Raw genomic sequence first — 24,847 nt, 5'->3', positions numbered from 1 at the left:
ACAAGCCAATGCGCCGATCAGACCGAGAAGCTGGTGCCGCAACCGCAACCGGCGGTCGCGTTGGGATTGGTCACCTTGAACGCCGCGCCGCCCAGGTCCGACACGAAATCGACCGCGGAGCCGCGCACCAGATCCAGGCTGACATCGTCCACCACCAGCGTCACGCCATCGCGCTCCACCGCCAGATCCTCGGCCTCCACCTGCTCGGCCAGGCCAAAGCGATATTGGAAGCCCGAACAGCCGCCGCCTTCCACGGCCAGCCGCAATATGGCGGGCTTGCCCTGCTTGGCGGCGATCGCCGCGACGCGCGCGGCAGCGGAGGGGGTGAGGTCAATATCGGCCATGGCGCCTAGATAGGATCAAGCAAAAGCCCCGGCAACCCATGGGCGCCGGGGCTTTGGAAAAGTCGGGATCAAAAGCGGTCGATCAGTCGACGGCCTTTTCGTCCGCCTTGGTCGGGCCGCCCATGGCGACCGGCGGCTTGGTGTTCATCGCGATCAGATAGTCGGGACCGGCGACGAACGGGATCGGGTTGATCGCCGCGCCATCGACGCGGACTTCATAATGGAGGTGGCTGCCGGTCGAACGGCCGGTCGACCCCATCAGGCCGATCACTTGGCCGCGATGGACATAGGAGTTGGGCGCAACCAGCAGCTTCGACATATGGCCGTAGCGGGTTTCCATGCCATTGCCGTGCGAAATCTGGACCAGGTTGCCATAACCGCTGGCCCAGCCGGCGCGGCTGATGATGCCGTCGGCGGTCGCGTGGATCGGGGTGCCGATGGGCCCTGGAATATCGATGCCCTTGTGCATGCGGGCGCTGCGGTTGAACGGGTCGGAACGCACGCCGAAGTTCGAGGTCAGCGACAGCTTCTCGACCGGGCGGCCCGAGGGGATATAGGCCGCGGTCTTGGCGTTGCCGTCCATGCGCTGCAGGCTGGAAAAGATGTTGGAGAAGCCGACATCGGCCGGGCCGAGCGCGCTGGTGTTGATTTCCGAGGCGTCGCCATATGGATCATCTTCATCCTTGGCGTTGGCCGGGGCTGCGGCGCACATCACGCCTACCATGCCGACCATCCCGAAAATCTTGGCCGTCTTACTGGCCGATTGGAACCAACGCGCACCAAGCGCATTCACAGTACGAAGAATCAACATGCCGACCCCGACTTATGCCCGCGAAGGCTTTTGCCTCTCGTGGGTTCCCCATGTTCAATAAAATGGCGACCTAGATCGCCCCCGCTGGATGCAGACTGCAAATCGCCGCTCAGCTTGCAAGCGCGTCGTAGAAATCCCGCGTCAAACCGGCCTGCCGACGCGCCGAGTCGTTGAACGGTGGCTTAACGCTCCCCCGAAAATGGCGTTTCACAAGGATTTGGTAATGTTTGACGGGGTCTAGCCCCAATCGGTTCGTCGCCTGGTTGAACCATGTCGTCCCCGCCGACACATGGCGAATCTCATCCGTCATGATCCGCTGCAACATCTTTGCGGATATATGGTCGCCCACCCCCTCGAACCGCGCGATCGTCGATGGCGTGATGTCCAGTGCCCGCGCCTCCAGCACCATCGGCACCACGGCCAGCCGCGCCAGCGCATCAGCCGCCGTCTCGCTCGCCGCCTGCCACAGCCCGTCATGCGCGGGTAGCGCGCCATAATGGCTGCCCAGCTGCCGCAGCCGCCGGTCGAGCAGCGCGAAATGCATCGCCTCGTCCGCGCCGACCCGCATCCATTCGTCGGTGAAGCCTGTCGGAAATTCGCCGCCAAAGCGCCCGATCAGGTCGAACGCCAGGTCGATCGCGACGAACTCGATATGCGCCAGCGCGTGCAGCATCGCGATCCGCCCGCGATCCGTGCCCATCTTGCTGCGCTTGGGCATCTGCCCCGGCGGCAGCAGTTCGGGTGCATCGGGCCGGGCCGGCCGGTCGGGCATCACCGTGTCGAACCGATGCGCCAGCCGGCCCAGTCGCCAGGCCCGCGCCACCGCCCGCGCCGCCATCAGCTTGGCGGTCGGATCGGCAATGGTCAGCACATGGGCGCACCCTGCGCCCACGGAATCAATGGCAGGTGGCAGGGTCAAAGCGCCTTCGCCGCCTCCAGCACTTCGGCGGCATGGCCCTTGACCTTGACCTTGGGCCAGACCCGCACGACCTTGCCGTCGCCGTCCGCCAGGAAGGTCGCCCGCGCGATCCCCATATATTGGCGGCCATAGAGCGACTTTTCGACCCAGGTGCCGAACGCCTCGCAGGCCGTGCCCGGCTCGTCCGACGCCAGCGTCACCGCCAGCCCATATTTGTCGCCGAACTTCTGCAGCTTTGCCGGCTTGTCCTTCGACACGCCAACCACCGCGACGCCCAGCGCCGCGAACTCACCGGTCAGTTCGGTGAAATCCTTCGCCTCGCTGGTGCAGCCGGGCGTATCCGCCTTGGGATAGAAATAGACCACCACCGGCTTGCCGCGATAGCGCGCCAGGCTGAAATCCGCGCCATCCGCATCCTTCAGCGCCACGTCGGGCAGCATCGCCCCCTGTTCAAGCATCTTGATCCTCCTGATAGGGCGCGGCCAGCGCGCGCCATGCATCGCCGACGCTTTGCCGGGCCTTGGCATAGCTTTCAAGCAGCGCGTCCCAATCACCTGCGCCACAGGCCCGCGCCACCAGCGGCCGGGTCGCCTCCGGCGGCTCGGTCGACTTGGGCGATACCAGCCGCGACACGATCAGGAAGCGGGTGATCAGTTCCTGCGCCGGGATCAGCTCGGCGGGCAGATGACCGGCCGCCACCAGCTCGGCCAGCGCCTCGCCCAGATCCGGGTCAAACCCCAGGCGATAATGGAACTGGCTGATGTGGATCAGGAACTCGATGTCGACCAGCCCGCCGGGCACCAGCTTGACGTCCAGCTCGCTTGCCGGCGGCTTGTGCCGGGCAATATCGCCGCGCATCTTCACCGCCTGCCGCGCCAGTTCGTCGAAGTCGCGCGGCCGTTGCAACGTCTCGGTCAGGATCGCCTCCAGCGCGCTACGCGCCTGCGGCGATCCGAACACCGGCCGCGCCCGCGTCAGCGCCAGATGCTCCCAGGTCCAGGCTTCCTCGCGCTGATATTTGGCGAAACTGTCGAGGCTGACCGCCAGCAGCCCCTGCGCGCCCGACGGCCGCAGCCGCGTATCCACCTCATAAAGCGGCCCCGCCGCCGTCGACACCGACAGCGCATTGGTGATGCGCTGGCCAAGGCGGTTGAAATATTGGGTCGCGCCCAGCGACCGCGCCCCATCCGATTCCGTCAGGAAATCGCCGGTGAAGAGATAGACCAGGTCCAGGTCCGATGCGTGGGTCAGCACCCCGCCGCCCATCCGGCCGAGCGCCAGGATCACCATCTCGCCGCCCGGCACCTTGCCATGCGCGCTCTCGAACTCGGCCACGGTGGCGCCCGCCAGCGCCTCGATCGCCGCTTCCGCAACCCGGCCATAGCCGCGCCCGGCCTCCAGCGGATCGCCACCCCGCACGATCTGCACGCCCAGCGCGAAGCGGCGATCATTCACCCGCTGCCGCACCCGGTCGAGCAGCGCCTGATAATCCTCGCCCGCCTCCAGCGCGGAAAATTGCTGCGCCAGGACATCGACCGGCGGCACCGGGTCGAAGGCCGACGCATCGATCAGCCCTTCGAGCAGCTCGACCCGGCGGCTCAGCACATCGGCAAGCGCGGGCGCATGGCTCAATATCTCCGCCAGCAGTTCGACCAGCCCCGGCCGCGCGCCCAGCAGCTTGAAGAAGTTGATCGCGCTCGGCAGCCGGCCGATCATGTCGTCCAGCCGGTTGAGCGCCCGGCCCGGATCGGGCGCGGTGGCGAGCGCGGGCATCAGCACCGGCAACAGCCGCTCCAACGCCTCGCGCGACGCGCCGCTGCGCAGCGAGCGGATCGTGCCGTCGCGCCAATGGGCGACCCGCGCCGCCGCCCAGTCGGCATCGGCAAAGCCCATCTCCTTGAGCTGCGCCTTCAGCCTGTCCTCGTCATGCGACAGGCTGCCATCGTCGGGCGCGGCGGTCAGCCGGTCATAATTGGCGCCGACCCACTCGACATGCGACCGCAGCAGGTCGAGCAGCGCCGCCCCGTCTGCCAGACCATGCAAGCGTGCGACATTGTCCAGCGAGTCCGGGTTCTTGGGCAATTCATGGGTCTGGCGATCCTCGACCATCTGCAAGCGATGTTCGATCGTACGGAACAAGACATAGGCTTCGTCCAGCCGCGCAGCCACTTCCGCCTCGATCACCCCCGCCGCCGCCAGCGCCCGCAGCGCCGTGCGCGTATGGCCCGACCGCAATGACGGGTCGCGCCCACCATGGATCAACTGATGGACCTGCGCGAAAAACTCCACCTCGCGAATGCCGCCGCGCCCGCGCTTCAGGTCATAGCCCGGCCCGAATGCCTGCCCCTGCGCATAATGGTCGCGGATGCGCCGGCTGATGTCGGTGATCGCATCGATCGCTCCGAAGTCCAGGCTCCGCCGCCACACGAAGGGGCGGATCTGGCGCAGGAAATAGTCGCCCAGCGCCATGTCGCCCGCCGCCGGCCGGGCGCGGATGAAGGCGGCCTGTTCCCAGCCCATCGCGGTCGATTCATAATAGCCGATCGCCGCCTCCACCGGCAGCGCGATCGGCGTGGCTTCCGGGGACGGCCGCAGCCGCAGGTCGACGCGAAAGACATAGCCGTCGCCATCGCGCGCGTTCAGTATCTCGCTGACCCGCCGACCGATCCGCACCGCCGCGTCGGCCACATCCTCCCGCTCGCCATGCGGCAGGGTGGTGGGGTCATAGAGCAGGATCGGGTCGATATCGGATGAGTAGTTGAGCTCGCGGCTGCCATGCTTGCCCAGCGCCAGCACGACGAAGCCCTGCGGCACGGCATCGGGGTAACGTTCGGCAAAGGTCGCGGCCAGCGCCTCCGCCAGCGCCTGGTCGGCAAAGTCGGACAGGGTGCGCGTCACCCGGTCCATGTCCCAGGCGCCGGCCAGGTCGGCCGCCGCCGTCACCAGCGCGATCGCGCCGCGCCGCCGCCGCAGCGATTTGGCCACCCCATCCTCTGGCACGCCCTGCGCCTGTGCCGCTGCCATCGCCGCGTCGAAATCGCCCGTCGCCAGCAGCGCGACGACGGCCGGATAGCGGTCCATCTGCCGCGCCAGAAATGGCGAATGCGCGCGTATCCGCGCTTCCAGGTCGATCCAGTCCGTCACGCTTCCGTCTCCTTGTTGACGGCGATATCGCGTCCGAATGCGACGAAATCCAGAAACTTTTGGCTTACATGGCCGTTCTGTGTCTCATGGAAATGCAGCGCAAACCTCTTGGCCGATCGGCACCGGGACGGGACAACGGCGGCGCCCGCGTCGTCAATGTCGGCCTGCCCCTGCCCTATGAAGGCGTGGGCAAGGCGCTGCGGTCCAGCTTCTCCGCGCAGCGCGACACTCTGCCGGACGACATGCTGGCGCTGCTGGCAAAGCTTGATCAGCATTAACCAATAAAGCGCAGACATTTTTTCATGTCTTCCCGCTAAGGCCCGAATCTCTTTCCATTTTCAGGCGGGAATGCGGGTCAATCGATGATGTACAAGGTCTTTGCCGGCGGCACGCTGGTGGTCGCACCGATGATCGTCCTGGCGCTGCAGAATTTCGCGCCGCATCACCAGCCGGTTGTCCAGCCGGCAGCGGCGCCGGCTGCGATCGACATAGCCCCGGCAGCAGCGGCCGTTACACCACCGCCCGTCACCCCCAGCGCGCCGCAGAGCTTCGTCGCGCCGCCCGCTGGAGAACCGGTGGCAGACGCCGGCCAGCCCAGCATGGGCCTCGTCCACACATCCTCGGCTCACCCCGCCGTCTCGCCCGAACAGAGCGAGCCGGCGCCCGATTCTCTCTGACCGGCGTTATAGCGTCTCCTTGAACGTATCGCACTGGGCCGGATCGCCACTGTCCAGCCCCTTGCGCAGCCAGCTCATGCGCTGCTCGCTGGTGCCATGGGTAAAGCTTTCGGGCACGGGCCGCCGCCCGGCCGACTTCTGCAGCGTATCGTCGCCGATCGACTGCGCCGCCTTCATGCCCTCTTCCAGGTCGCCCGGCTCCATCAGGCCCGTGCGCTTGGCCCAGACGCCGGCATAACAATCCGCCTGCAGTTCCACCTTAACCTGCAAGGCATTGCCCTGCGCCTCGCTGGCGCGGCGCTGCTGCTGGTTCACCTGGCCCAGCGTGCCTTCCAGATCCTGGACATGATGGCCCACCTCATGCGCGATCACATAGGCCTGCGCAAAATCGCCCGGCGCGCCGAAGCGGTCGCGCAATTCGGTGAAGAAATCGGTGTCGAGATAGACCTTCTGGTCGTTGGGGCAGTAAAATGGCCCCATCGCGCTCTGCGCCGCGCCACAGCCCGACGTGCCGCTCTGCGCATAGAAGGACAGGATGGTCGGCTGATAGGTCTGGCCCGCTTCCTTGAAGATCTGGCCCCAGACCCGCTCGGTCGATCCCAGCACCTTCAACGACCAATGCTGGATCTCGGTCAGCTTGCTCGCATCCTGGCTGCCCGCCGGCGCACTCTGCGGCGCCTGCTGCTGCACGCCGCCACCGCCGCCCAGCAGGCTGAGCGGATTGACGCCCATCACCGCCAGGATGATCAGCACCACGACGATGCCGCCACAGCCAAAGCGACTGCCGATCAGCGGCAGCAGCAATCCCAGGCCGCCCATCCCGCCGCCGCCGCCGAAACCGCCGCCGCGCCCGTCCTGCACCTCGAAATTGCTGCTTTCCTGTTCGTCGTCGAGCCGCACCCTGGCCTCCCTCGCATCCTGTTCCCGTGCCTACTGCATAACCGGCTGGCTGCAAACCATCGGCTGACGATGCACGTTCCATCGACGGGAAGGACTTTGTTACGAGACATTAAGTTGGAATGGCCGGACCAAAACCTATATTGCAGTGCGACATGGCCGACACCGAATCCCGACCGCGCCGCCGCGCCACCACGCCCCTCCCCCTCCCCCGCGAAGTCGCATTGCTGTTGCAGGGGGGTGGCGCGCTCGGCTCCTTCCAGGCTGGCGTCTATCAGCGGCTCGATGAACTGGGGGTCGATGTCAGCTGGGTCGCGGGCATTTCGATCGGCGCGGTCAATGCCGCGATCATCGCTGGCAACCCGCCGCACCGGCGCCTGAGCCAGCTCAAGAAATTCTGGCTGACCGTCTCGGGCGGCATGCCCAACATGATCCTGCCGGAAATCGACCATATCCGCGAAGCCGCCCATCTGATGGCCGCCGGCACGGTCGCGACGCTGGGCGTGCCGGGCATGTTCCGCCCGCGCCTGTGGCCCGCGCCGCTGATGCCGGAAGGATCGGCCGGCGCGATCAGCTTCTATGACAGCGCGCCCTTGAAGGAGACGCTCGACGCCTGCGTCGACTGGGATCTGCTCAATGACGGGCCGGTCCGGCTGTCGGTCGGCGCGGTCGATGTCGAGACCGGCAATTTCGCTTATTGGGACACGCGCGGACCGGGCGGCAACACCCGCATCGACGCGCGCCATATCATGGCCTCGGGCGCGCTGCCGCCGGGCCTGCCCCCGGTCGAGATCGATGGGCGCTGGTATTGGGATGGCGGCATCGTCTCCAACACCCCGCTCGCCCATGTCCTCAACCACCAGACCGACGACATGCTGGTGTTCCAGGTCGATCTCTTCCCGGCCGAAGGGCCGATGCCGCGGCAGATGACCGATGTCTATTCGCGCATGAAGGACATCCAGTATAGCAGCCGCACCCGGCAGGTGACCGACCAGTATCTGCGCCTGCGCCGCGAGCATGGCGCGATCAAGGCGCTGCTCGACAAGCTGCCGCCCGAATTGCAGGACGGGCCGGAGGCGCAGAAGCTGCGCGACATGCTCGATGGCGGATCGGTCAACATCGTCCACCTCATCTACCGCACCCGCGCCTGGGAAAGCGGCGCCAAGGATTTCGAATTTTCCCGCGCGACCATGCTCGACCATTGGAGCCAGGGTCGCGAGGCGGTGGAAGAAGTGATGCACAAGGGCGACCTCATCGCCCGCAACATTCTCGACGGAAAGAGCGCGACCTTCGATCTCGACGCGCCGGATCATCTCAAGGAGAAAATGGCATGAGCAAGTCCCTCGCTGGCAAGACCGCCCTGATCACCGGTTCCACCTCGGGCATCGGGCTTGCCTATGCCAAGGCGCTGGCCGGCGAAGGCGCCAATGTCGTGATCAACGGCTTCGGCGATGCGGACGGAATCGAGAAGGAACGGCTCGGCCTTGAAGCGCTCTCGGGCGCCAAGGCGCTCTACAGCGGCCATGACCTGACCAAGGTCGATCAGATCGAGGCGATGATGAAGGAAGCGGCCGATGCCTTCGGCGGCATCGACATCCTCATCAACAATGCCGGCATGCAGCATGTCGCCCCGGTCGAGGAATTCCCGCTCGACAAATGGGATCTCATCATCGCGCTCAACCTCAATGCCGCCTTCCACACCACGCGCCTTGCCATCCCGTACATGAAGGACAAGAAGTGGGGCCGGATCATCCAGACCGCCTCGGCCCACTCGCTGGTCGCCTCGCCCTTCAAGAGCGCCTATGTGACCGCCAAGCATGGCCTCAACGGCTTCACCAAGACGGTCGCGCTGGAAGTCGCCACCTTCGGCATCACCGCCAACTGCATCTCGCCCGGCTATGTCTGGACCCCGCTGGTCGAAAACCAGATTCCCGACACGATGAAGGCGCGGAACATGACCCGCGAGCAGGTGATGAACGACGTGCTGCTCGCCGGCCAGCCGACCAAGCAGTTCGTCACCGCCGAACAGGTCGCCGCCACCGCCCTCTATCTCTGCAGCGACGCCGCCGCCCAGATCACCGGCGCCAATCTCTCGATCGACGGCGGCTGGACCGCCCAATAAGCACCATCGCCCGGTCGATATGACCGGGCAGGCGATTGACTCCCCTTCCCCCTTGGCCGCGAACTGGCGGTCAAAAGGGGAAGAGGATCGCGCCATGGCGCCAGACCAGTGCCGCATCACCGATCAGGTCGCCATCGTCACCGGCGGCGGCGCGGGCATCGGCCGCGCCATCGCGCTCGCCCTGGCAGAAGCCGGCGCCGACATCGTCATTGCCGACATCATCCCCGAACGCGGCGCGGAAGTGGCGGCGCGCATCGCGGAGCATGGCCGCGCCTGCCTCGCCATCCCGACCGACATGGCCCAGCCCGATCAGGTCGCAGCGATGGTGGACGCGGCCCAGGCCCGCTTTGGCCGGATCGACATCCTCGTCAACAATGCCGGTGGCGTCAGTCGCAAACCCTTTCTCGACCAGAGCGCCAATAGCTGGCGCCGCCATATCGACCTCAACCTCGTCTCGATGCTCGCCGCCACCTCGGCCGCCGTGCCGCACATCATCACGGGCGGGCGCGGCGGCGCCATCATCAACGTCTCCAGCATCGAAGGATCGCGCGCTGCGCCGGGCTATGCCGTCTATGCCGCGTGCAAGGCGGGAATGAACAATTTCAACCGGACCATGGCGCTGGAGTTGGCCGATCATGGCATCCGCGTGAACGCGATCGCGCCCGATTTCACCACGACGCCGGGCACGCGCGGCAATCCCCCCGGCCCGGTGGACGAAGCGACCTGGTTCCCCGTGCCGCCCGCCATGGCCGATGCCACCGCCCGCCGCATCCCGCTGCGCCGCCCCGGCATCGACCACGAATGCGGCCAGGCCGCCCTGTTCCTCGCCTCGCCGATAAGCAGCTACATCACCGGCACCATATTGCCGGTCGACGGCGGCAGCTGGGCCTCGTCCGGCTGGGTCCGCAATGCCGCCCGCCAATGGGTGCTGGTCGAACCGCATGGAGTGTCCGACGCATGAAGATCAACGTTCCCCTGCCCTTCGACCATACCGATCTGCCGGACGAATTCGGCACGATGGCGGCGGTCGCGGAAATCGGCCGCACGGTGGAACAGGCCGGCTTCCACGCCGGCCTCGTCACCGACCATCCGGTGCCGACCGGTCGCTGGCTCGACGCCGGCGGCCATCATGCCCAATCGCCGTTCGTCATGCTGGCCCTGCTCGCGGCCCACACCACGACCCTGCGGCTGCAGACCGGCATCCTCGTCCTGCCCTATCGCAATCCCTTCATCGTCGCGCGCGACATCACCACGCTCGACGCCTTCGCCGGCGGCCGGGTGACGCTCAGCGTGGGTGCCGGCTATCTCAAGGGCGAATATCGCGCGCTCGGCGTGGACTTCGATCAGCGCAACGAATTGATGGACGAATATCTGCGCGCCATCCGCACCGCCACGTCGGGCGAAGAATTCGCCTTCGAGGGCAGTAGCTATCAGGCGTTCGGCAACCGCATCATTCCCGGATCGCCGCAAAAGCCCGGCCTACCCCTCTATGTCGGCGGCAATGCCAAGCGCGCGATCCGCCGCGTGGTCGATCTCGCCGATGGCTGGAACCCCTTCTTCACCGCCGGCGGCGGGGTCAACAGCGCCACCACCCGCACCGCCGCGATGGAGAATGAGGAAGATCTGAAAGCGGGCATCGCCTATATGCGCGACTATGCGGCGCAGGTCGGTCGCACCGCATTACCTGACGTGATCCTGGGCGGCGTCAACAAGCCGGGCGAGAATCTTTCCAACCAGCAGATCGTCGATCGCATCGGCACTTATGCGCAACTGGGCGTCACCGCCTGCGGCGTGACGGTCAAGGGCCGCACCCGTTCCGAATGGTGCGACAATGCCGCCCGCATCGGCGAAGAGGTGATCGCGAAAATCTAGGGAACGCCGATCACCGTTTCGGGCTGCTCGGGATAGGCACGCAGCAGCGCGTTGCACAGTGCCGTGGCGGCACTAGCCCGCTTGTCGGCCGGGCGGACCGTCACCGCGCTGCCGCTCCAGATCACCGCCGCGTCGCCGCGCCGATGCAGGCGCATCTCCAGCTCGGTGCGTTCCAGCGCGACATGGCGCGTCTTGCCGGATGGCACCGCCAGCGAGAGGCTCGATCCGACCGCGCCCGACACGCCGCCGGGCATCAGGTCGGAATTGCTCTTCTCGACCTTGCCGGTCCCGGTCCCGACCTCGGACGCGCGAATGACCAGTTCCATGACCAACGCGGCATGGCCGTCGTCGAGCAAGGTGAAGCCCTTGTCCGACAGGGCCAGGGTGGCCGCATCGACAAAGGCATCCGCCGCGCCCGCCTGTCCGCTCGCATCCTCTTGCATGGACACCGATATGGTGCCGCCGCTCGGCACATCCGCCGCCGATGCCATCGCCGGCAGCAGCAGCGCCGCCGCCATCAGCATGGATCGCGCCCATTTCCGCGCGCCAGGCAATCGCTTCTGATCCATCAAGGCTCGATCATCCATCCCAAGCCGAACAGGTCGGCGGCCAACACCCCCATGCCTAGCCCAGCGGCGGCCCGCCGACAATCGCGCGCCCTCACCGGTCCCGCCGCGCCAATCTCACACGATATTCATTTGCCTTCCCGCGCTCGGCATGACAGCGGCGGAGCATGACGAACCGATCGCCCCGCCATCCGCTCCTGATCGCGCTGCTGCGCTGCAAGCCGGTGCTCGACTTCATCGGCGACGATCCCGACGCGAAACCGCTCGCCCGCAATATCGGCCTGTTCCAGCTGACCATGTTGGGCGTGGGCGCGACCATCGGCACCGGCATATTCGTGGCGCTGACGACCGCCGTGCCCGAAGCGGGGCCGGCGGTCACCTTGTCCTTCGTCATCGCCGGCATCACCGCCGCGCTGACCGCGCTCTGCTATGCCGAAATGGCATCGGCCGTGCCGGCGTCGGGCTCCTCCTATTCCTATGCCTATGCGACCATGGGCGAACTCGCCGCCTTCCTGATCGGCAGTTGCCTGCTACTGGAATATGGTGTCTCCGCCTCCGCCATTGCCGTGGGATGGGGGCAATATCTCAATGAACTTCTCTCGATCAGCACCGGCTGGCGCCTGCCCGACATCATCGCCCGGCCACCCGGTGCGGGCGGTATCGTCAACCTGCCCGCCGTGCTGCTGGTGGGCCTCTGCCTCATCCTGCTGCTGCGCGGCACGCGGGAATCGACCACCGCCAACGCCATATTGGTGATCGCCAAGCTCGCCGTGCTGGCGCTGTTCGTGGTGGTCGCGCTCGCCCATTTCCAGCCGACCAACTTCCACCCCTTCGCGCCCAAGGGCATGGTCGGCATCGGCGCTGCGGCCTCCTCCATCTTCTTTTCCTATATCGGCATCGACGCGGTCTCGACCGCCGGCGAGGAAGTACGCAATCCGCGCCGCGACCTGCCGCTTGCCATCATCCTGTCGCTGCTGATCGTCACCGCCGCCTATATATTGGTCGCGGTCGCGGCGATCGGCGCCCAGCCCTGGACCGAGTTTGCCGGGCAGGAAGCGGGCCTGGCCGTCATCCTCCACAACCTCACCGGCGCGGGCTGGCCGGCGGTGATCCTGTCGCTGGGCGCCATCGCCTCGATCTTCAGCGTCACCCTGGTGGTGATCTACGGCCAGACCCGCATCCTCTATGCCATGGGTCGCGACGGGCTGCTGCCCGCCTTTTTCTGCCGGGTCGATCCGGTGCGCCATGTGCCGCGCCAGAATACGTGGATCGTCGCGATCGGCGTCGCCCTGCTCGCCGCCTTCGTGCCATTGGACGTGCTGGTCAACCTCACCAGCATGGGCACGCTGATCGCCTTTGCCACCGTGTCGATCGGCGTCATCATCCTGCGCCGCACCCGGCCGGACCTGCCGCGCGGCTACAAGGTGCCCTTCTATCCGGTCCTGCCGATCGCCAGCACGCTCTTCTGCGCCTATCTGATCTTCGGCCTGCCGGCCGACACCTATGCGCTGTTCGCGGTCTGGGTTGGTGCGGCGGCCCTGCTCTATTTCGGCTATTCGATGCGGCGTTCGGCACTGGCCCAGCGCTGACCGTTTACCTCCGCGATACCCTTGGCACGAAGATGATCGGGTCGATATCCAGCACCGGCTTTGCCGGGGCCGGCGCAGCGACCTTGGCCATGGAATCCGCCGCCGCCATCTGCTCGATCGGCAGCGAGGGATGCAGCCGATCCCTGGTCACCGTCACCAGCCCACCCAGGCTGGTCATGCCGAACAGCTTCTGGGCAAAGGCATAGGGCAGGCGGATGCAGCCATGGCTGGCCGGATAGCCCGGATTATGCCCGGCATGCAGCGCAATGCCGTCCCAGGTCAGCCGCTGCATGAAGGGCATGGGCGCATTGCTGTAGAGATTGGAGCGGTGCCACTGGTTCTTCTGCAGGATCGGATAGTCGCCGGTCGGCGTGCTGTGCCCGGCCATGCCAGTCGACACGCTCGCCATGCCGACCAGCCGGTCGCCGCTATAGACATGGGCCATCTGCCGATCGATGCTGATGACCAGATGGATCGGCCCGTCGAGCGGCCCGTCCTCCAGCCAGCGATAGCCACCCGGCGCCAGCGCACCAACCTTGGCCGCCGGCCGCGCGCGCTTGACCGGCGCAGCCGCCTGCACCGGCAGCGACAGCGCGCCGACAAGCAGGAACAGGCAGGAAAGGCCGGAACGGGCGAAGGACATGAATCCCTTCTTAAGCATGCGCCACACCCGCGCCAGCCCTCAAATCATCCCCATCCCGCCCCGCGACGGGACAGCATCGTCAGATCAGCAGCAGTTGCGCCACCGGCGAAAAACTGCGCCGGTGCAGCGGCGTCGGCCCATGCTCACGCAGCGCCGCCATATGCTTGGCGCTGCCATAGCCCTTGTTGCTCTCCCACCCATAATGCGGATGTTCGGCGGCGGCCGCGATCATGATCCGGTCGCGCTCTTCCTTGGCCAGGATCGACGCGGCGGCGATCGACAGGCATTTGGCGTCGCCCTCCACCACCGCGGTCGAGGGCCAGCGCCAGTTGGGACAGCGATTGCCATCGACCAGCACATGGCTGCACTCCTGCGAAAGCGCCTCGACCGCGCGGGTCATGGCCAGCATCGTCGCCCATAATATGTTGAGTTCGTCGATCTCGGCCACGCTGGCGATGCCCAGTCCCCAGCACAGCGCGCGGGCCTTGATCTCCCCCTCCAGCGCGGCCCGCTTCCTGGCGGTCAGCTTCTTGGAATCATTGAGCCCCTCGGGGCAATCCTCCTGTCGCAGGATGACGGCGGCCGCGACCACCGGCCCCGCCAGCGGCCCACGCCCGGCCTCGTCCACCCCGGCAACCAGGCCGGGATGATGGATCAGTTCATGCGCAAAATCAGGCATAAGCGTGGAAGCCGAAGGGGTTGCCCATCGGGCCATGGCCCGCGCCAAGCCCCGGCGCCAGCGCCAGCGCCTCGCGCACATATTTGCGGCCACGCTCGACCGCCTCGATCAGGTCCAGCCCCTGCCCCAGGCCGGTCGCGATCGCGCTCGCCAGGGTGCAGCCAGTGCCATGGCTGTGCCGCGTGTCGATCCGCGCATTGCTCCACGCCTTGCGCACGCCCTGCGGCCCGATCAGCCGGTCGGTCAGCATCGGCCCCTCGCCATGGCCGCCCTTGGCCAGCACATGGGTGGCGAAACGGATCGCGATCTCCTCGCCGCCCAGCGCCGCCAGCTCGGGGATATTGGGCGTCACCAGCGTTGCGATGGCCATCAGCCGCTCGAACGCTGCGATGGTCGCGTCGTCGGCCAACGGCGATCCGCTGGTCGCGACCATGACGGGATCGAAGACGATCGGCACATTATCGAGCTGCGCCAGCCGCTCGGCCACCGCTGCCGCCGTCTGCGCCGAACCGATCATGCCGATCTTGACCGCGTCGACGCCGATGTCGCTGATCACGCTTTCCATCTGCGCCAGCACCATCTCGGTCGGCACCGGGTGGACGCCCTGCACGCCCAGCGTGTTCTGCGCGGTGATCGCGGTGATCGCGGTCATGGCATGGCCGCCCAGCAGCGTGACCGTCTTGATATCCGCCTGGATACCGGCACCGCCGCCGCTGTCCGACCCGGCAATGATGAGAATGCGGGGCACGCTCATCCCTTGAACTTGCGCTCCGTGGAGGCGGGGTTGTTCGCCAGCGCCTTGCCCATCCGGGTCGGCCGGTCCATCAGTTCGCCGCCGCAATTGGGGCAGCAATCGTCCAGCGCCTCGGCACAGGGCGCGCAATAAGTGCATTCGAACGAACAGATGAACGCGCCGGGCTCATCGGCCGGCAGGTCGGTGCCGCAACGTTCGCAATCGGGGCGCATTTCTAGCATCACGCCGCCGCCTTCTCGACCGCGGCGCAGATGCGTTCGACCACATCCTTGACCTGATCCTCGCGGTCGCCTTCCGCCATGACGCGGATCACCGGTTCGGTGCCGGACGGACGGATGACCAGCCGGCCCGATCCGTTCAGTTCCGCCTCGGCCTGGGCGATCACCCGCTGCACCGCCTCATCCTCCAGCGGCTTGCCGCCGGCGAAGCGGACATTCTTGAGCAATTGAGGCACCGGATCGAACTGGTGCAGCGTCTCGCTCGCCGGCTTGCCCGAGCGGACCAAGGCGGCCAGCACCTGCAGCGCCGCGACCGTGCCGTCGCCGGTCGTCGCATAGTCGGACAGGATCATGTGGCCGGACTGTTCGCCGCCGACATTGAAGCCGCCCTCACGCATCCGCTCCAGCACATAGCGATCGCCCACCTTGGTGCGTTCCAGGCCGATGCCCTGCCCGGTCAGGAAGCGTTCGAGGCCCAGGTTCGACATGATCGTCGCCACCAGCCCGCCACCGCGCAGCGTGCCGGCGCGGGCGAAATTGGATGCGATCAGCGCCATGATCTGGTCGCCGTCGACAATCTGGCCCTTTTCATCGACGACGATCAGCCGGTCGGCGTCGCCGTCCAGCGCAATGCCGATGTCGGCGCCGGAAGACACGACCGTTTCCTGGCACAGCAGCGGCGCGGTCGATCCGCAGCCGTCATTGATATTGGTGCCGTTGGGCGTGACGCCAACCGCGACCACTTCAGCGCCCAATTCCCAGAAGGCCGACGGCGCGACCTGATAGGCGGCGCCATTGGCGCAATCGACCACGATCTTGAGGCCGTCGAGCCGCAGGTCGGCGGGGAAGCTCGATTTGACCGCATGGATATAGCGGCCCCGCGCATCCTCGACCCGGCGGGCGCGGCCGATATCCTTGGACGCGGCCAGCGGCACATCCTGGTTCAGCAGCGCCTCGATCTTCAGCTCATCCTCGTCCGACAGCTTGTAGCCATCCGGGCCGAACAGCTTAATGCCATTGTCATAATAGGGATTGTGGCTGGCCGAAATCATGACGCCCAGGTCGGCGCGCATCGAATGGGCGAGCATGGCGACGGCCGGCGTCGGGATCGGCCCGAACTGGACCACGTCCATGCCGACCGCGGTGAAGCCCGCGACCAGCGCATTTTCGACCATATAGCCCGACAGGCGGGTATCCTTGCCGATCACCACCCGGTGGCGATGGCTGCCGCGCTGGAAATGGGTGCCCGCGGCCATGCCGACCTTCATGGCCAGTTGCGGCGTCATCGGCCACTGGTTGGTGCGACCACGAATACCGTCAGTGCCGAAATATTGTCTGCTCATGCGATCCTGCCCAGGGCGGCTATGGGTAAAACTCACCTCCCCCATAGCAATCTTTGATCGACTTTCCACCGCTGTCCCGGCATCGCCGCCGCATGGAAAATTTCAATGCCGCCGTCGATGCGCTGTCCAGCGCAGTCTTCTTCAAGGTTCCCCTGTTCGGCGCGCAGATCGAGCTGATCGTGCTCTATCTGGCGCTCCCCATGCTGTTCTTCACCATCTGGCTGGGCTTCCCCAATGTCACCCAGGTCGGCCGGGCGATCCGTATCCTGCGCAGCCAGCCGCATGAGGGCGAGGCGAAGGGCGATGTCAGCCAGTGGGGCGCGCTGTCCACCGCCCTGTCCGGCACCATTGGCCTCGGCAATATCGCCGGCGTCGCGGTGGCACTGACCATGGGCGGGCCGGGCGCAATCCTGTGGATGTTCATCATCGGCTGGTTCGCGATGACGGTGAAGATGGCGGAGGTCACGCTGGGCCTCAAATATCGCGTCTTCGACGAACGCGGCCATGTCCATGGCGGGCCGATGTATGTACTCAAAGCCGTCGGCGCGGCGCGCGGCTGGCCCAAAGTCGGCCTGGTGCTGGGCGGCGCCTATGCCTTCTTCGCCCTGTTCGGCGCGATCCCGATGGTGCAGGTCAACCAGAGCTTCGCCCAGGTGAAGGTGGTCACCGGCATGACCAATGGCTGGGCCTATGGCGTGTTCATCGCGGCGGCCGTCGCGCTGGTGACGATGGGCGGCGCGGCCTGGCTGGGCGAGGTGTCGAAGCGCCTGACCCCGCTCAAGGTCACCGTCTATCTGGGCGGTGTCGCCGCGATCCTGATCCTGCATGCCGACGCCATTCCTGGCGCTTTGGCGCTGATCTGGCACGGCGCCTTTTCCAGCGATGCGGCCACCGGCGGGGCGATCGGCGCCTTTGTCGCGGGCATGCGCCGCGCGGTTTTCGCCAGCGAGGCCGGCGTCGGCTCCGCCGTCATGGCGCACAGCCTGGCCCGCGCCCGCCATCCGGTATCTGAAGGGCTTGTCGCGCTGCTGGAGCCGTTGCTCGGCACGATGATCGTCTGCGCGCTGGGCGGGCTGGCGCTGGTGGTCGCGGGCACCTGGAACAACGGCCTTGAGGGCATCGCCATCACCTCCGCCGCCTTTGCCAAGGTGTCGCCCTGGTTCCCCTGGCTGCTCGCCGTCGTCGTCTTCCTCTTCGCCTATTCGACGCTGGTCGCCTGGGGCTTCTATGGTCTTCAGGCCTGGGGCTATCTGTTCGGCAATGGCCCCCGCGCCCAATGGGTCTACAAGATCCTCTATGTCGTCGCCCTGCCGCCTGCCGCCGCGATCGACCTCGGCCGGGTGGTCGGCATCGTCGACAGCAGCTTCTTCCTGATGGCGATCCCCAATGTGATCGCCCTCTATCTGTGCGCCGGCGAGCTGCGCCGCGACGTGAAGGCCTATCTGGCGGAACAGGCTTAACTTCGCACATTTCCCGCACATTCTGACATAATCTTGCGGGGCCGCGATCCTATCGGAAAGCGGCCCCGTTCCTATAGCATGGCCTTAACCAGATAGGACAGAAACGAAAAAGGCCCCGCCTGTCGGCGGAGCCTCTTCGTTCGTGCAGACGGTGGGGCGTCAGATCTTGTCGCCGAGCGCACCCTTGACCGAGCCGGCCACATCCTGGGCCGTACCCTTAGCCTTCTGCAGCTTGCCTTCGGCTTCCAGGCGTTCATTATCCGTGGCCTTGCCGATCGCTTCCTTCGTGGCACCGGCGGCCTTGTTGCCCGCAGACTTCACCCTGTCGGTCAGTTCACCCATATGGTTTCTCCTTGGAAGTGGCTTTCCCCCTGTCAACCATCGGACAGGGGGAAAGGTTTCCATCGAAACGCGGGCGTCACGACAAAATCAGGGCTTGATCCCGTAGCGGGCATAGACGGCGTCGATGCGCGGATCGATGCGGCGGGCGACCGCGATTTCCGCGTCCCCCTCGCTCGCTCGGCCCAGCCGGTGCAGCACGATGCCGCGCATGTAGCGGCTCGGCTCCTTGCCCGGCTCCTGCGCGACAACGACATCCAGGTCGCGCAGCGCATCATCGAACCGGCCCATGCGGAACCACAGCATCGCCCGGCTGTCGAGCGCAGCCATGCTGCCCGAACTCAGTTCCACCGCCTTGGTGCAATCCTGCATCGCGCTGTCCAGTTCGACATTGCGCGATCCCTTGACCCAGCAGCGCTCGTTGAACAGCCCGGTCATGCCCGGCTTTTCCGCCAGTTGCGCATCGATGATCTCGATCGCCTTGGCCGGATCGCCATAGGTGCCGAGCAGCGTCGCCTTGAAGCTGCGATAGCCGTCCCGCGCCTCGCCACCGATCGCGATCTTGGCGTCGACCATGCCCAGCGCATCGTCCAGCTTGCCGCTTTCCGCCAGATAGGTCGCGACCGTGCCGACCGCCGCGCCCGACGCCGGGTCTAGCTGGCGCGCCATGCGGCCATCGGCCAGCGCGCCGGTCACGTCGCCGGTCTGGAACCGGCGATAGGCGCGCTGCAGATAGAGGTCGACGTCGGGCTTGATCCCGATCGCCTTGTCGAGATCGACCAGCGCATTCTTGTAATCGCCAATGCCCCAGCGGAAATTGCTGCGGCTGGAATAGCCGGTCGCGTCCTCCGCATCGGCGGCGATCGCCTTGGCAAAGGTCGCCTCGACCGCCTTGGACTGCGGCCAGGCGGCGATGGTCGCCGGGCTGTAATCCCACAAATAGGTCGGCTTGGCCGGGCCGATCACATGCGGCGACATGGCCTGCACCGTGGCCAGCGCATCGCGCTCGTCGGGCAGGCGATCGGCCGCAATCTCGACGCCGGTGGCGTCGGTCCGCTCCTCGACATCCAGCACGCCATCCTTCAGCTGAACGGTCCGGCGCAGGTCATAGCCGGCCACCGTCTTGCTGAGGCCCTGCTCGCCTTCGATCGCATAGCCCTTGCCGCCCTGGGGCAGGCGCAGGCGCAGATGATAGCGGATGCCGATCGGCGCGCTCGTCGCCACCGGGATCGCCAGCCAGGCGGGGCGTGCCCGGTCCGGCGCGAAGCTGATCTCGTCGATCAGCTTGCCGGCGTCGCGGCGATAGCGCCGGTCGCTGAGCTTCCAGGGCGAACTGGTGACGCCATGGGCGGTGAAGGTAACGGTGGCCGACGCCGCATCGGTGGTGACGCCGACCTGGCTATATTGGGCGGTGCCGACCTGCTCGCTGAAAAAGCCCTGCACCATCTCGTCGCGCCGCTTGGCATCCATCTGGCCAAGACCGGTGCTGATCATGGTCGCGATCTGCCCGCGCAGCACCGCCCTGGCATCGAACACGGTCGGCAGCTTCTCATGCCCGCTTTCGTCCGCCTCGACACTGACGTCGATCGTCGGCCGGGCATTGGCATGGGTCTGGATCGGCATCAGCTCCGCGCCGGCGGTGCGAACCGGCAGCACCGATCCGAAGCGCGGCGTATCGCCGATATCCTCCAGTCGCGATCCCAGGCCCGTGCCGTCCAGCCAGTATGACTGGCCATCGATCACCGCACGCACCAGCACATGGTCGAAGGCTGCGGCCGTGGGCAGCCGTTCCGGCACGGAATCGCCCAGGGTCGAACTGGCCAGCACCGGCTCCGCCTCTATCCCCAGTCCGCGCAGCAGCGAAAGCAGCAGCAGCGTCTTCGCCTTGCAGTCGCCATAGCGCAGCGTCCAGGTCTCGGCCGGCTTCTGCGGGACATAATTGCCGCCATTCATGCCGACCATCAGATAGCGGACATGGTCCTGCACCAGTTGCAGCGCAGCCGCCGCCTTTTCCTTGGGCGATCCCGGCAGCGCCTTGAGCTTGGCCAGTTCACCCGCCAGCGGCGATCCATCGGCGATCAGCCCATCGGTCGCATAGAGCGGCGCCATCGTCTTCGACACATCGGCCCAGCTGGCAAAGGTCGACAGTTCGAACAGCGGCGGATGGGTGAAGCGGGTCGGCGCGTCGGCCGGCATTTCCGGCTGCTTGGCCAGCGGCACGGCAAAGCTCAGCTCGGTCAGGCCACCCTTCTTGACCGGCTTGGCATCGACGCCGCTCGCCAGCAGCTTCCAGCGCAGCGCATCCGCATCGTCCCACAACAGGCGGACCCGGCCATAGCCCAGCCGCAGCGGCGCGGCCGGCAGGGCCGAGACATTCTGGACATGGCCGCCCAGCGCATCATCCTTGCTGGTGGTCGAATAACGCAGCCGCACCACATCGCCCACCTGCACCCCCTCGACCGCCATGGTCGCGGTCAGGATACCGCTGATCTGCAACGCTTCCAGCCCCTGCTCGCGGCGCAACACGGTGAACTTCTTGCCGCTGGCCAGCGCATCGATCACCTGATCGCCGCGCAGGATCGACAGTTCATGGATGATGAGGTCGCCCTTGTCCGGCGCCCAGGGCAGCGTCAGCGACGACAATTAGGTCAGCGCCTCGGCCGAACCGGCGCGGGTGGCGATGTCTGCATAGCTCCACAGCTGGCCCTTCTCGACCCGCTGCTGGCTGTCGAGGATCATCATCGAAGGCGGATCGCCATCGGCCGCCAGCTTGGGCATCGCCGCCTTGTCGATCCAGCCGGGGGCAGGCTGATACAGCGGCACCTCTCCGGCAAAGGCAGGCGCCACAACCGTCATGGCCGCCGAAGCCGCCAACCACCCAAAATGTCTCATTTCCCCCCGAACATCCTTTTGCACTAAGCCCCGTTTGACCGAAGGCTATGGCATCGCGGCGAAGCGCTCAAGGGGAAGCATCACGCGCAAAGAAAAAGGGGCCGGAAAACCGGCCCCTTCTCGAAATTCGCGGCAGTCGCGAAGCGGATTAGCGCTTCGAGAACTGGAAGCTGCGGCGGGCCTTGGCCTTGCCGTACTTCTTACGCTCGACGACGCGGCTGTCGCGGGTCAGGAAGCCTTCGGCCTTGACCGCGCTGCGCAGCGCCGGCTCATACTTCGACAGAGCCTGGGCGATGCCGTGCTTGACCGCACCGGCCTGGCCCGACAGACCGCCGCCCTTGACGGTGGCGATCACGTCATACTGACCTTCACGGTCGGTGACGCCGAAGGGCTGGTTGATGACCAGACGCAGGGTCGGGCGAGCGAAATAGACTTCCTGGTCACGGCCGTTGACCGTGATCTTGCCGGTGCCGGGCTTCACCCACACGCGGGCCACGGCGTCCTTGCGGCGGCCGGTGGCATAGGCGCGGCCGAGGCCGTCGATTTCCTGGGCGCGCAGCGGAGCCGAGGGCTGGACCGGCGCGGCAGCGACGGGCGCTTCGCCTTCGACGGCAGCCGGGGCAGCGGCAGGAGCGGCAGTGGCCAGCGACGCGAGGTCGGACAGGGACTGACGGTTATCGGACATTATGCACCCACCTTGTTCTTGCGGTTGCGCGACGCGAAGTCGAGCACTTCGGGGTTCTGGGCTTCATGCGGATGCTCGGTGCCGGCGAAGATGCGCAGGTTGCGCATCTGCTGGCGGCCCAGCGGACCACGGGGGATCATACGCTCGACGGCCTTTTCCAGGACGCGCTCGGGGAAACGACCTTCCAGGATCTTCTGGGGGGTGGTTTCCTTGATGCCGCCGGCATAACCGGTGTGCTTGTAGTAAACCTTGTCGGTCAGCTTGCGGCCGGTGAACTTGACCTTGCCCGCGTTGATGATGATGACATTGTCACCGCAATCGACATGGGGGGTGAAGCTCGGCTTGTGCTTGCCGCGCAGGATATTCGCCACAGTCGAAGCGAGACGACCCACGACCAGCCCTTCGGCGTCGATCAGGATCCACTTCTTTTCGACCGTTGCCGGGGTTGCCGGCTTGGTGGTCTTCATCAGCGCCTTCATGGTGCCAATTCTCCAAGAATGAACAGTGAACCAGCTACCCTAGGGTCGCCGGAAGATGGGCGCTAATGACGTTTGGGGGCCGACAAGTCAAGAGATTCGGCGGCTTTCACGACGGGTAAAATAATACCACTCACTTGCCGGCGACGGTCAGGCTCCGCTTTTCGGTCAGCGTCTGGGCGCCCAGGGTCAGGGTGCGCTCCTGCGCATCGACCAGTCCCGTCTGTGCCGACACGATATAGCGCATCGCGACATGGGCGCCCTCCCCCTGCAGATCCTCCTGCAAGGTCAGGCGGTTGCCGTCATGGGCGGCAACGGTGGACTCGCCCTCCACCGCGACGGCGCGGCCCAGCGGCGGGCCGGCCATGGTGCGCACGCCACGCGGCCTGGCATCGTCAACTTCGCTGTCAACGAACAGCAGCAACGGCTGCACCTCGCCCGACAGCAGTGCCAGCCGCCCTTCGGGCGTCAGCCCGTCGAGCAGGGTCAGGACATTCTTCGCCGTGCGCTGCCCCGCACTGCCCTCCGGCGCCTTTGCCACCATGGCGTTGAGCGCCTTTTCCATCGTCGCCCGGACATCGTCGACATTGTCGAGGCCGACGATCTTGCCACGGCTATCAAGGCGGAAGCGATGCTCCACCCCGATCAGCGGCGAGAGGGCCGCGCGATAGGCATCGGCACCCGCACCGGGCGCATCGCTGTCCAGGCTGCGTAGCGTGACGTGCAGGATATAGCCATCCCCTGCCTTCTCGAAACGCAATATCCGGTCGGCCCGGAACAGGCTGTCACGGCCGTCGACCGGCCGATGCTGTTCGATGCGATAGAGCAGATCCTGCCCGGTCGGCGGCGCGAAGCCGATCGCGACCGGGGCGGCCAGCGCCGACGATGCGAACGCCAGCGACAGGAAGGCGATCGCCCGCTTCATGCCAGTTGCTCCGCGACCCAGGCGGCGAAGGGCGGATGGGCGGCATCGACCGGCAGCGCCAGGATCGCCGGCACATCATAATCGTGCAACTGCGCGATCCGCGCCATCAGCGCGGCGCGCCGGTCGGCGCTGGCCTTGAACAGGACCGGGACTTCGGTGCCTTCCTCCACCTTCCCCTGCCATTCATAGATGGAGGTGCAGGGACCAAGGATATTGGCGCAGGCGACCAGCCTCTCCTCGACCAGCGTGCGGGCGACGGCGCGCGCCTGCTCGGCCGATCCGAACAGGCTGTAGACCAGCACCAGCTCGTTCCGCTCAGGGCTCATGCTCGGCGCGATCCCACGGCATGGGCGCCCCAGGCAGCGGAAGCCACCACCAGCGCGCCGACCGCCTGGTGCAGCACGGCCAGCGGCAGGGCGATGCCGCTGATGACAGTGGCGATGCCCAGCAGCACCTGCGTGCCGACCGCCGCATTGATCGCGATCGACGCGCCGCGATGGCCCGCCGCCTTGGCCTTGCGCGCCAGGATGATCAGCATCGCCGCCGCAACCCAGGCCCACCAGCGGTGGATGAAATGGACCAGATAGGGATCGCTGGAGACGGTCGCCCAGAGCGAGCCGAGCCATTGGATGCCTTCGGGCACCAGATGGTCGTTCATCAGCGGCCAGGTGCTGGAGACATAGCCCGCATCGAGGCCGGCGGTGAAGGCGCCGAACATCAGTTGGACCAGCAGCACCAACAGGGTCGCCAGCGCAAAGGGCTGCAGCGCGGCGGGCCGGGCATAGGGATTGCGCGCCAGCGCCAGCAGGTCGAGCGCAGTCCAGATCAGCCCGCCGATGATGAACAGCGCGGTCAGCAGATGCACCGCCAGCCGATAATGGCTGACATCGGTGCGCACCGACAGACCCGACTTCACCATCCACCAGCCGATCGCGCCCTGCAGCCCGCCCAGCGCCAGCAGCGCGACCAGGCGCCAGCCATAGCCGGCCGGGATCGCCCGCCGCGCCGCGAACCAGATCAACGGCAAGGCAAAGGCCACCCCGATCAGGCGGCCGAGCAGCCGGTGCAGCCATTCCCAGAAGAAGATGAACTGGAAGGCGGCCAGGCTCATGCCCTTGTTGATCTCCTTATATTCGGGGATCTGCTGATAGTCGCGAAACGCCTCCATCCACTGGTCGTCGGTCAAGGGCGGGATCGCGCCGGTGATCGGCTTCCACTGGGTGATCGACAGGCCGGATTCGGTAAGGCGCGTGATGCCGCCCACCACCACCATGCAGAAGACCAGCGCCGCCACGATGAGCAGCCAGCGGGCAATGGCAACGGGACGCGGAGCCGCGCTGAACGCGGTCGGGGAAGAACGTGTCATGCCCGGTCCATGCGCCCATGCCGCCCCCTATTCAAGAGGCACGGACTGGGACAAAAGGTCATGGGGCTGCCATCGCCGGGGGATACAAATCGGCGCACGGGCGTCTCCCACCAACGCATTGCAACG

The 24,847-nt window shown here is 66.5% G+C and carries 28 protein-coding genes; 8 read left to right on the top strand and 20 right to left on the bottom strand.

Going from position 1 to position 24,847, the window contains the following annotated elements; genetic code table 11:
* Positions 1-17 precede the first annotated feature (17 nt).
* The 5 genes from erpA to DIZ22_RS01505 all read right to left on the bottom strand — a co-directional run bounded on the left by erpA (position 18) and on the right by DIZ22_RS01505 (position 5,218).
* Entirely contained in the window at positions 18-344 is a 327-nt protein-coding gene (gene erpA / locus DIZ22_RS01525) for an iron-sulfur cluster insertion protein ErpA (protein WP_004211010.1), read from the bottom strand.
* 82 nt (positions 345-426) lie between these two features.
* Positions 427-1,155 (bottom strand): M23 family metallopeptidase, encoded by a 729-nt coding sequence (locus DIZ22_RS01520; RefSeq protein ID WP_004211009.1) that lies wholly within the window; start codon positions 1,153-1,155, stop codon positions 427-429.
* A gap of 109 nt (positions 1,156-1,264) precedes the next feature.
* The gene (locus tag DIZ22_RS01515; RefSeq protein WP_048939013.1) at positions 1,265-2,074 is read right to left on the bottom strand and encodes a ferritin-like domain-containing protein; all 810 of its coding nucleotides are present in this window, start codon (positions 2,072-2,074) and stop codon (positions 1,265-1,267) included.
* Positions 2,071-2,532 (bottom strand): thioredoxin-dependent thiol peroxidase, encoded by a 462-nt coding sequence (bcp, locus tag DIZ22_RS01510; RefSeq protein ID WP_048939012.1) that lies wholly within the window; start codon positions 2,530-2,532, stop codon positions 2,071-2,073. Before bcp ends, DIZ22_RS01515 begins: the two co-directional genes overlap by 4 nt.
* The gene (locus tag DIZ22_RS01505) at positions 2,525-5,218 is read right to left on the bottom strand and encodes a bifunctional [glutamine synthetase] adenylyltransferase/[glutamine synthetase]-adenylyl-L-tyrosine phosphorylase (RefSeq protein WP_122927866.1); all 2,694 of its coding nucleotides are present in this window, start codon (positions 5,216-5,218) and stop codon (positions 2,525-2,527) included. Before DIZ22_RS01505 ends, bcp begins: the two co-directional genes overlap by 8 nt.
* A gap of 86 nt (positions 5,219-5,304) precedes the next feature.
* Here DIZ22_RS01505 and DIZ22_RS01500 point away from each other — a divergent pair, with 86 nt between their 5' ends.
* Entirely contained in the window at positions 5,305-5,496 is a 192-nt protein-coding gene (locus DIZ22_RS01500) for a hypothetical protein (RefSeq protein ID WP_048939010.1), read from the top strand.
* A gap of 84 nt (positions 5,497-5,580) precedes the next feature.
* Positions 5,581-5,895, top strand: a complete 315-nt coding sequence (locus tag DIZ22_RS01495) for a hypothetical protein (RefSeq protein WP_107917654.1) — start codon at positions 5,581-5,583, stop codon at positions 5,893-5,895.
* A 6-nt stretch (positions 5,896-5,901) separates the two neighbouring features.
* On the opposite strand, the gene DIZ22_RS01490 is transcribed toward DIZ22_RS01495, so the two are convergent.
* Positions 5,902-6,795, bottom strand: a complete 894-nt coding sequence (locus tag DIZ22_RS01490; protein ID WP_048939008.1) for a neutral zinc metallopeptidase — start codon at positions 6,793-6,795, stop codon at positions 5,902-5,904.
* 152 nt (positions 6,796-6,947) lie between these two features.
* Here DIZ22_RS01490 and DIZ22_RS01485 point away from each other — a divergent pair, with 152 nt between their 5' ends.
* The 4 genes from DIZ22_RS01485 to DIZ22_RS01470 all read left to right on the top strand — a co-directional run bounded on the left by DIZ22_RS01485 (position 6,948) and on the right by DIZ22_RS01470 (position 10,786).
* Entirely contained in the window at positions 6,948-8,126 is a 1,179-nt protein-coding gene (locus DIZ22_RS01485) for a DUF3734 domain-containing protein (RefSeq protein WP_048939007.1), read from the top strand.
* Positions 8,123-8,914, top strand: a complete 792-nt coding sequence (locus DIZ22_RS01480) for a 3-hydroxybutyrate dehydrogenase (RefSeq protein WP_004210994.1) — start codon at positions 8,123-8,125, stop codon at positions 8,912-8,914. Before DIZ22_RS01485 ends, DIZ22_RS01480 begins: the two co-directional genes overlap by 4 nt.
* A 94-nt stretch (positions 8,915-9,008) precedes the next feature.
* Complete coding sequence (locus DIZ22_RS01475; RefSeq protein WP_122927865.1) at positions 9,009-9,875, top strand: SDR family oxidoreductase; 867 nt, start codon at positions 9,009-9,011, stop codon at positions 9,873-9,875.
* Positions 9,872-10,786, top strand: coding sequence for a TIGR03619 family F420-dependent LLM class oxidoreductase (locus tag DIZ22_RS01470; protein ID WP_048939005.1), 915 nt, complete (start codon positions 9,872-9,874; stop codon positions 10,784-10,786). Before DIZ22_RS01475 ends, DIZ22_RS01470 begins: the two co-directional genes overlap by 4 nt.
* Here the strand turns inward: DIZ22_RS01470 and DIZ22_RS01465 are convergent.
* A complete protein-coding gene (locus DIZ22_RS01465) occupies positions 10,783-11,310 on the bottom strand; it encodes a hypothetical protein (protein WP_240626792.1) in 528 nt (175 codons plus the stop codon). The genes DIZ22_RS01470 and DIZ22_RS01465 overlap by 4 nt on opposite strands.
* Positions 11,311-11,519: 209 nt before the next feature.
* Between DIZ22_RS01465 and DIZ22_RS01460 the strand changes: the two genes are divergently transcribed.
* Positions 11,520-12,941 (top strand): amino acid permease, encoded by a 1,422-nt coding sequence (locus DIZ22_RS01460; protein ID WP_048939004.1) that lies wholly within the window; start codon positions 11,520-11,522, stop codon positions 12,939-12,941.
* A 4-nt stretch (positions 12,942-12,945) separates the two neighbouring features.
* On the opposite strand, the gene DIZ22_RS01455 is transcribed toward DIZ22_RS01460, so the two are convergent.
* The 5 genes from DIZ22_RS01455 to glmM all read right to left on the bottom strand — a co-directional run bounded on the left by DIZ22_RS01455 (position 12,946) and on the right by glmM (position 16,578).
* On the bottom strand, positions 12,946-13,584 hold the full coding sequence (locus DIZ22_RS01455; protein WP_048939017.1) for a L,D-transpeptidase family protein: 639 nt from the start codon (positions 13,582-13,584) through the stop codon (positions 12,946-12,948).
* Between the two features lie 79 nt (positions 13,585-13,663).
* Entirely contained in the window at positions 13,664-14,263 is a 600-nt protein-coding gene (locus tag DIZ22_RS01450; RefSeq protein ID WP_048939003.1) for a ribonuclease HII, read from the bottom strand.
* Entirely contained in the window at positions 14,256-15,017 is a 762-nt protein-coding gene (gene thiD / locus DIZ22_RS01445) for a bifunctional hydroxymethylpyrimidine kinase/phosphomethylpyrimidine kinase (RefSeq protein WP_048939002.1), read from the bottom strand. Before thiD ends, DIZ22_RS01450 begins: the two co-directional genes overlap by 8 nt.
* Complete coding sequence (locus DIZ22_RS01440) at positions 15,014-15,238, bottom strand: DUF1272 domain-containing protein (protein WP_048939001.1); 225 nt, start codon at positions 15,236-15,238, stop codon at positions 15,014-15,016. Before DIZ22_RS01440 ends, thiD begins: the two co-directional genes overlap by 4 nt.
* On the bottom strand, positions 15,238-16,578 hold the full coding sequence (gene glmM, locus DIZ22_RS01435; protein ID WP_122927864.1) for a phosphoglucosamine mutase: 1,341 nt from the start codon (positions 16,576-16,578) through the stop codon (positions 15,238-15,240). The genes DIZ22_RS01440 and glmM overlap by 1 nt, the downstream gene beginning before the upstream one ends.
* Positions 16,579-16,670: 92 nt before the next feature.
* Here glmM and DIZ22_RS01430 point away from each other — a divergent pair, with 92 nt between their 5' ends.
* The gene (locus DIZ22_RS01430) at positions 16,671-18,038 is read left to right on the top strand and encodes an amino acid carrier protein (RefSeq protein WP_004210978.1); all 1,368 of its coding nucleotides are present in this window, start codon (positions 16,671-16,673) and stop codon (positions 18,036-18,038) included.
* 159 nt (positions 18,039-18,197) lie between these two features.
* On the opposite strand, the gene DIZ22_RS01425 is transcribed toward DIZ22_RS01430, so the two are convergent.
* From DIZ22_RS01425 to DIZ22_RS01395, 8 genes are all read right to left on the bottom strand, one after another.
* Positions 18,198-18,380: a CsbD family protein gene (locus DIZ22_RS01425; protein ID WP_122927863.1), complete on the bottom strand. Its 183-nt coding sequence runs from the start codon at positions 18,378-18,380 to the stop codon at positions 18,198-18,200.
* An 87-nt stretch (positions 18,381-18,467) separates the two neighbouring features.
* Positions 18,468-21,020 carry a DUF3857 domain-containing protein gene (locus tag DIZ22_RS01420; RefSeq protein ID WP_240626791.1) on the bottom strand — a complete coding sequence of 851 codons (2,553 nt, stop codon included), beginning with the start codon at positions 21,018-21,020 and terminating at the stop codon, positions 18,468-18,470.
* Complete coding sequence (locus DIZ22_RS22095) at positions 21,021-21,233, bottom strand: hypothetical protein (protein ID WP_234415636.1); 213 nt, start codon at positions 21,231-21,233, stop codon at positions 21,021-21,023. It abuts the gene before it with no gap.
* 184 nt (positions 21,234-21,417) lie between these two features.
* Positions 21,418-21,954, bottom strand: a complete 537-nt coding sequence (rpsI, locus tag DIZ22_RS01415; protein WP_004210975.1) for a 30S ribosomal protein S9 — start codon at positions 21,952-21,954, stop codon at positions 21,418-21,420.
* On the bottom strand, positions 21,954-22,433 hold the full coding sequence (gene rplM, locus DIZ22_RS01410; protein ID WP_004210974.1) for a 50S ribosomal protein L13: 480 nt from the start codon (positions 22,431-22,433) through the stop codon (positions 21,954-21,956). The genes rpsI and rplM overlap by 1 nt, the downstream gene beginning before the upstream one ends.
* Positions 22,434-22,563: 130 nt before the next feature.
* Positions 22,564-23,355, bottom strand: coding sequence for a hypothetical protein (locus tag DIZ22_RS01405; RefSeq protein WP_048938997.1), 792 nt, complete (start codon positions 23,353-23,355; stop codon positions 22,564-22,566).
* Complete coding sequence (gene cutA / locus DIZ22_RS01400) at positions 23,352-23,681, bottom strand: divalent-cation tolerance protein CutA (protein WP_048938996.1); 330 nt, start codon at positions 23,679-23,681, stop codon at positions 23,352-23,354. Before cutA ends, DIZ22_RS01405 begins: the two co-directional genes overlap by 4 nt.
* Positions 23,678-24,721, bottom strand: a complete 1,044-nt coding sequence (locus DIZ22_RS01395) for a COX15/CtaA family protein (RefSeq protein WP_048938995.1) — start codon at positions 24,719-24,721, stop codon at positions 23,678-23,680. Before DIZ22_RS01395 ends, cutA begins: the two co-directional genes overlap by 4 nt.
* Positions 24,722-24,847: the final 126 nt, after the last annotated feature.

This window comes from Sphingobium sp. LF-16 (assembly GCF_003711185.1).
Taxonomy (GTDB): Bacteria; Pseudomonadota; Alphaproteobacteria; order Sphingomonadales; family Sphingomonadaceae; genus Sphingobium; species Sphingobium yanoikuyae_A.
Note: the sequence above shows the minus strand (reverse complement) of the source record. Positions and strands in the feature narration are given on the sequence as shown.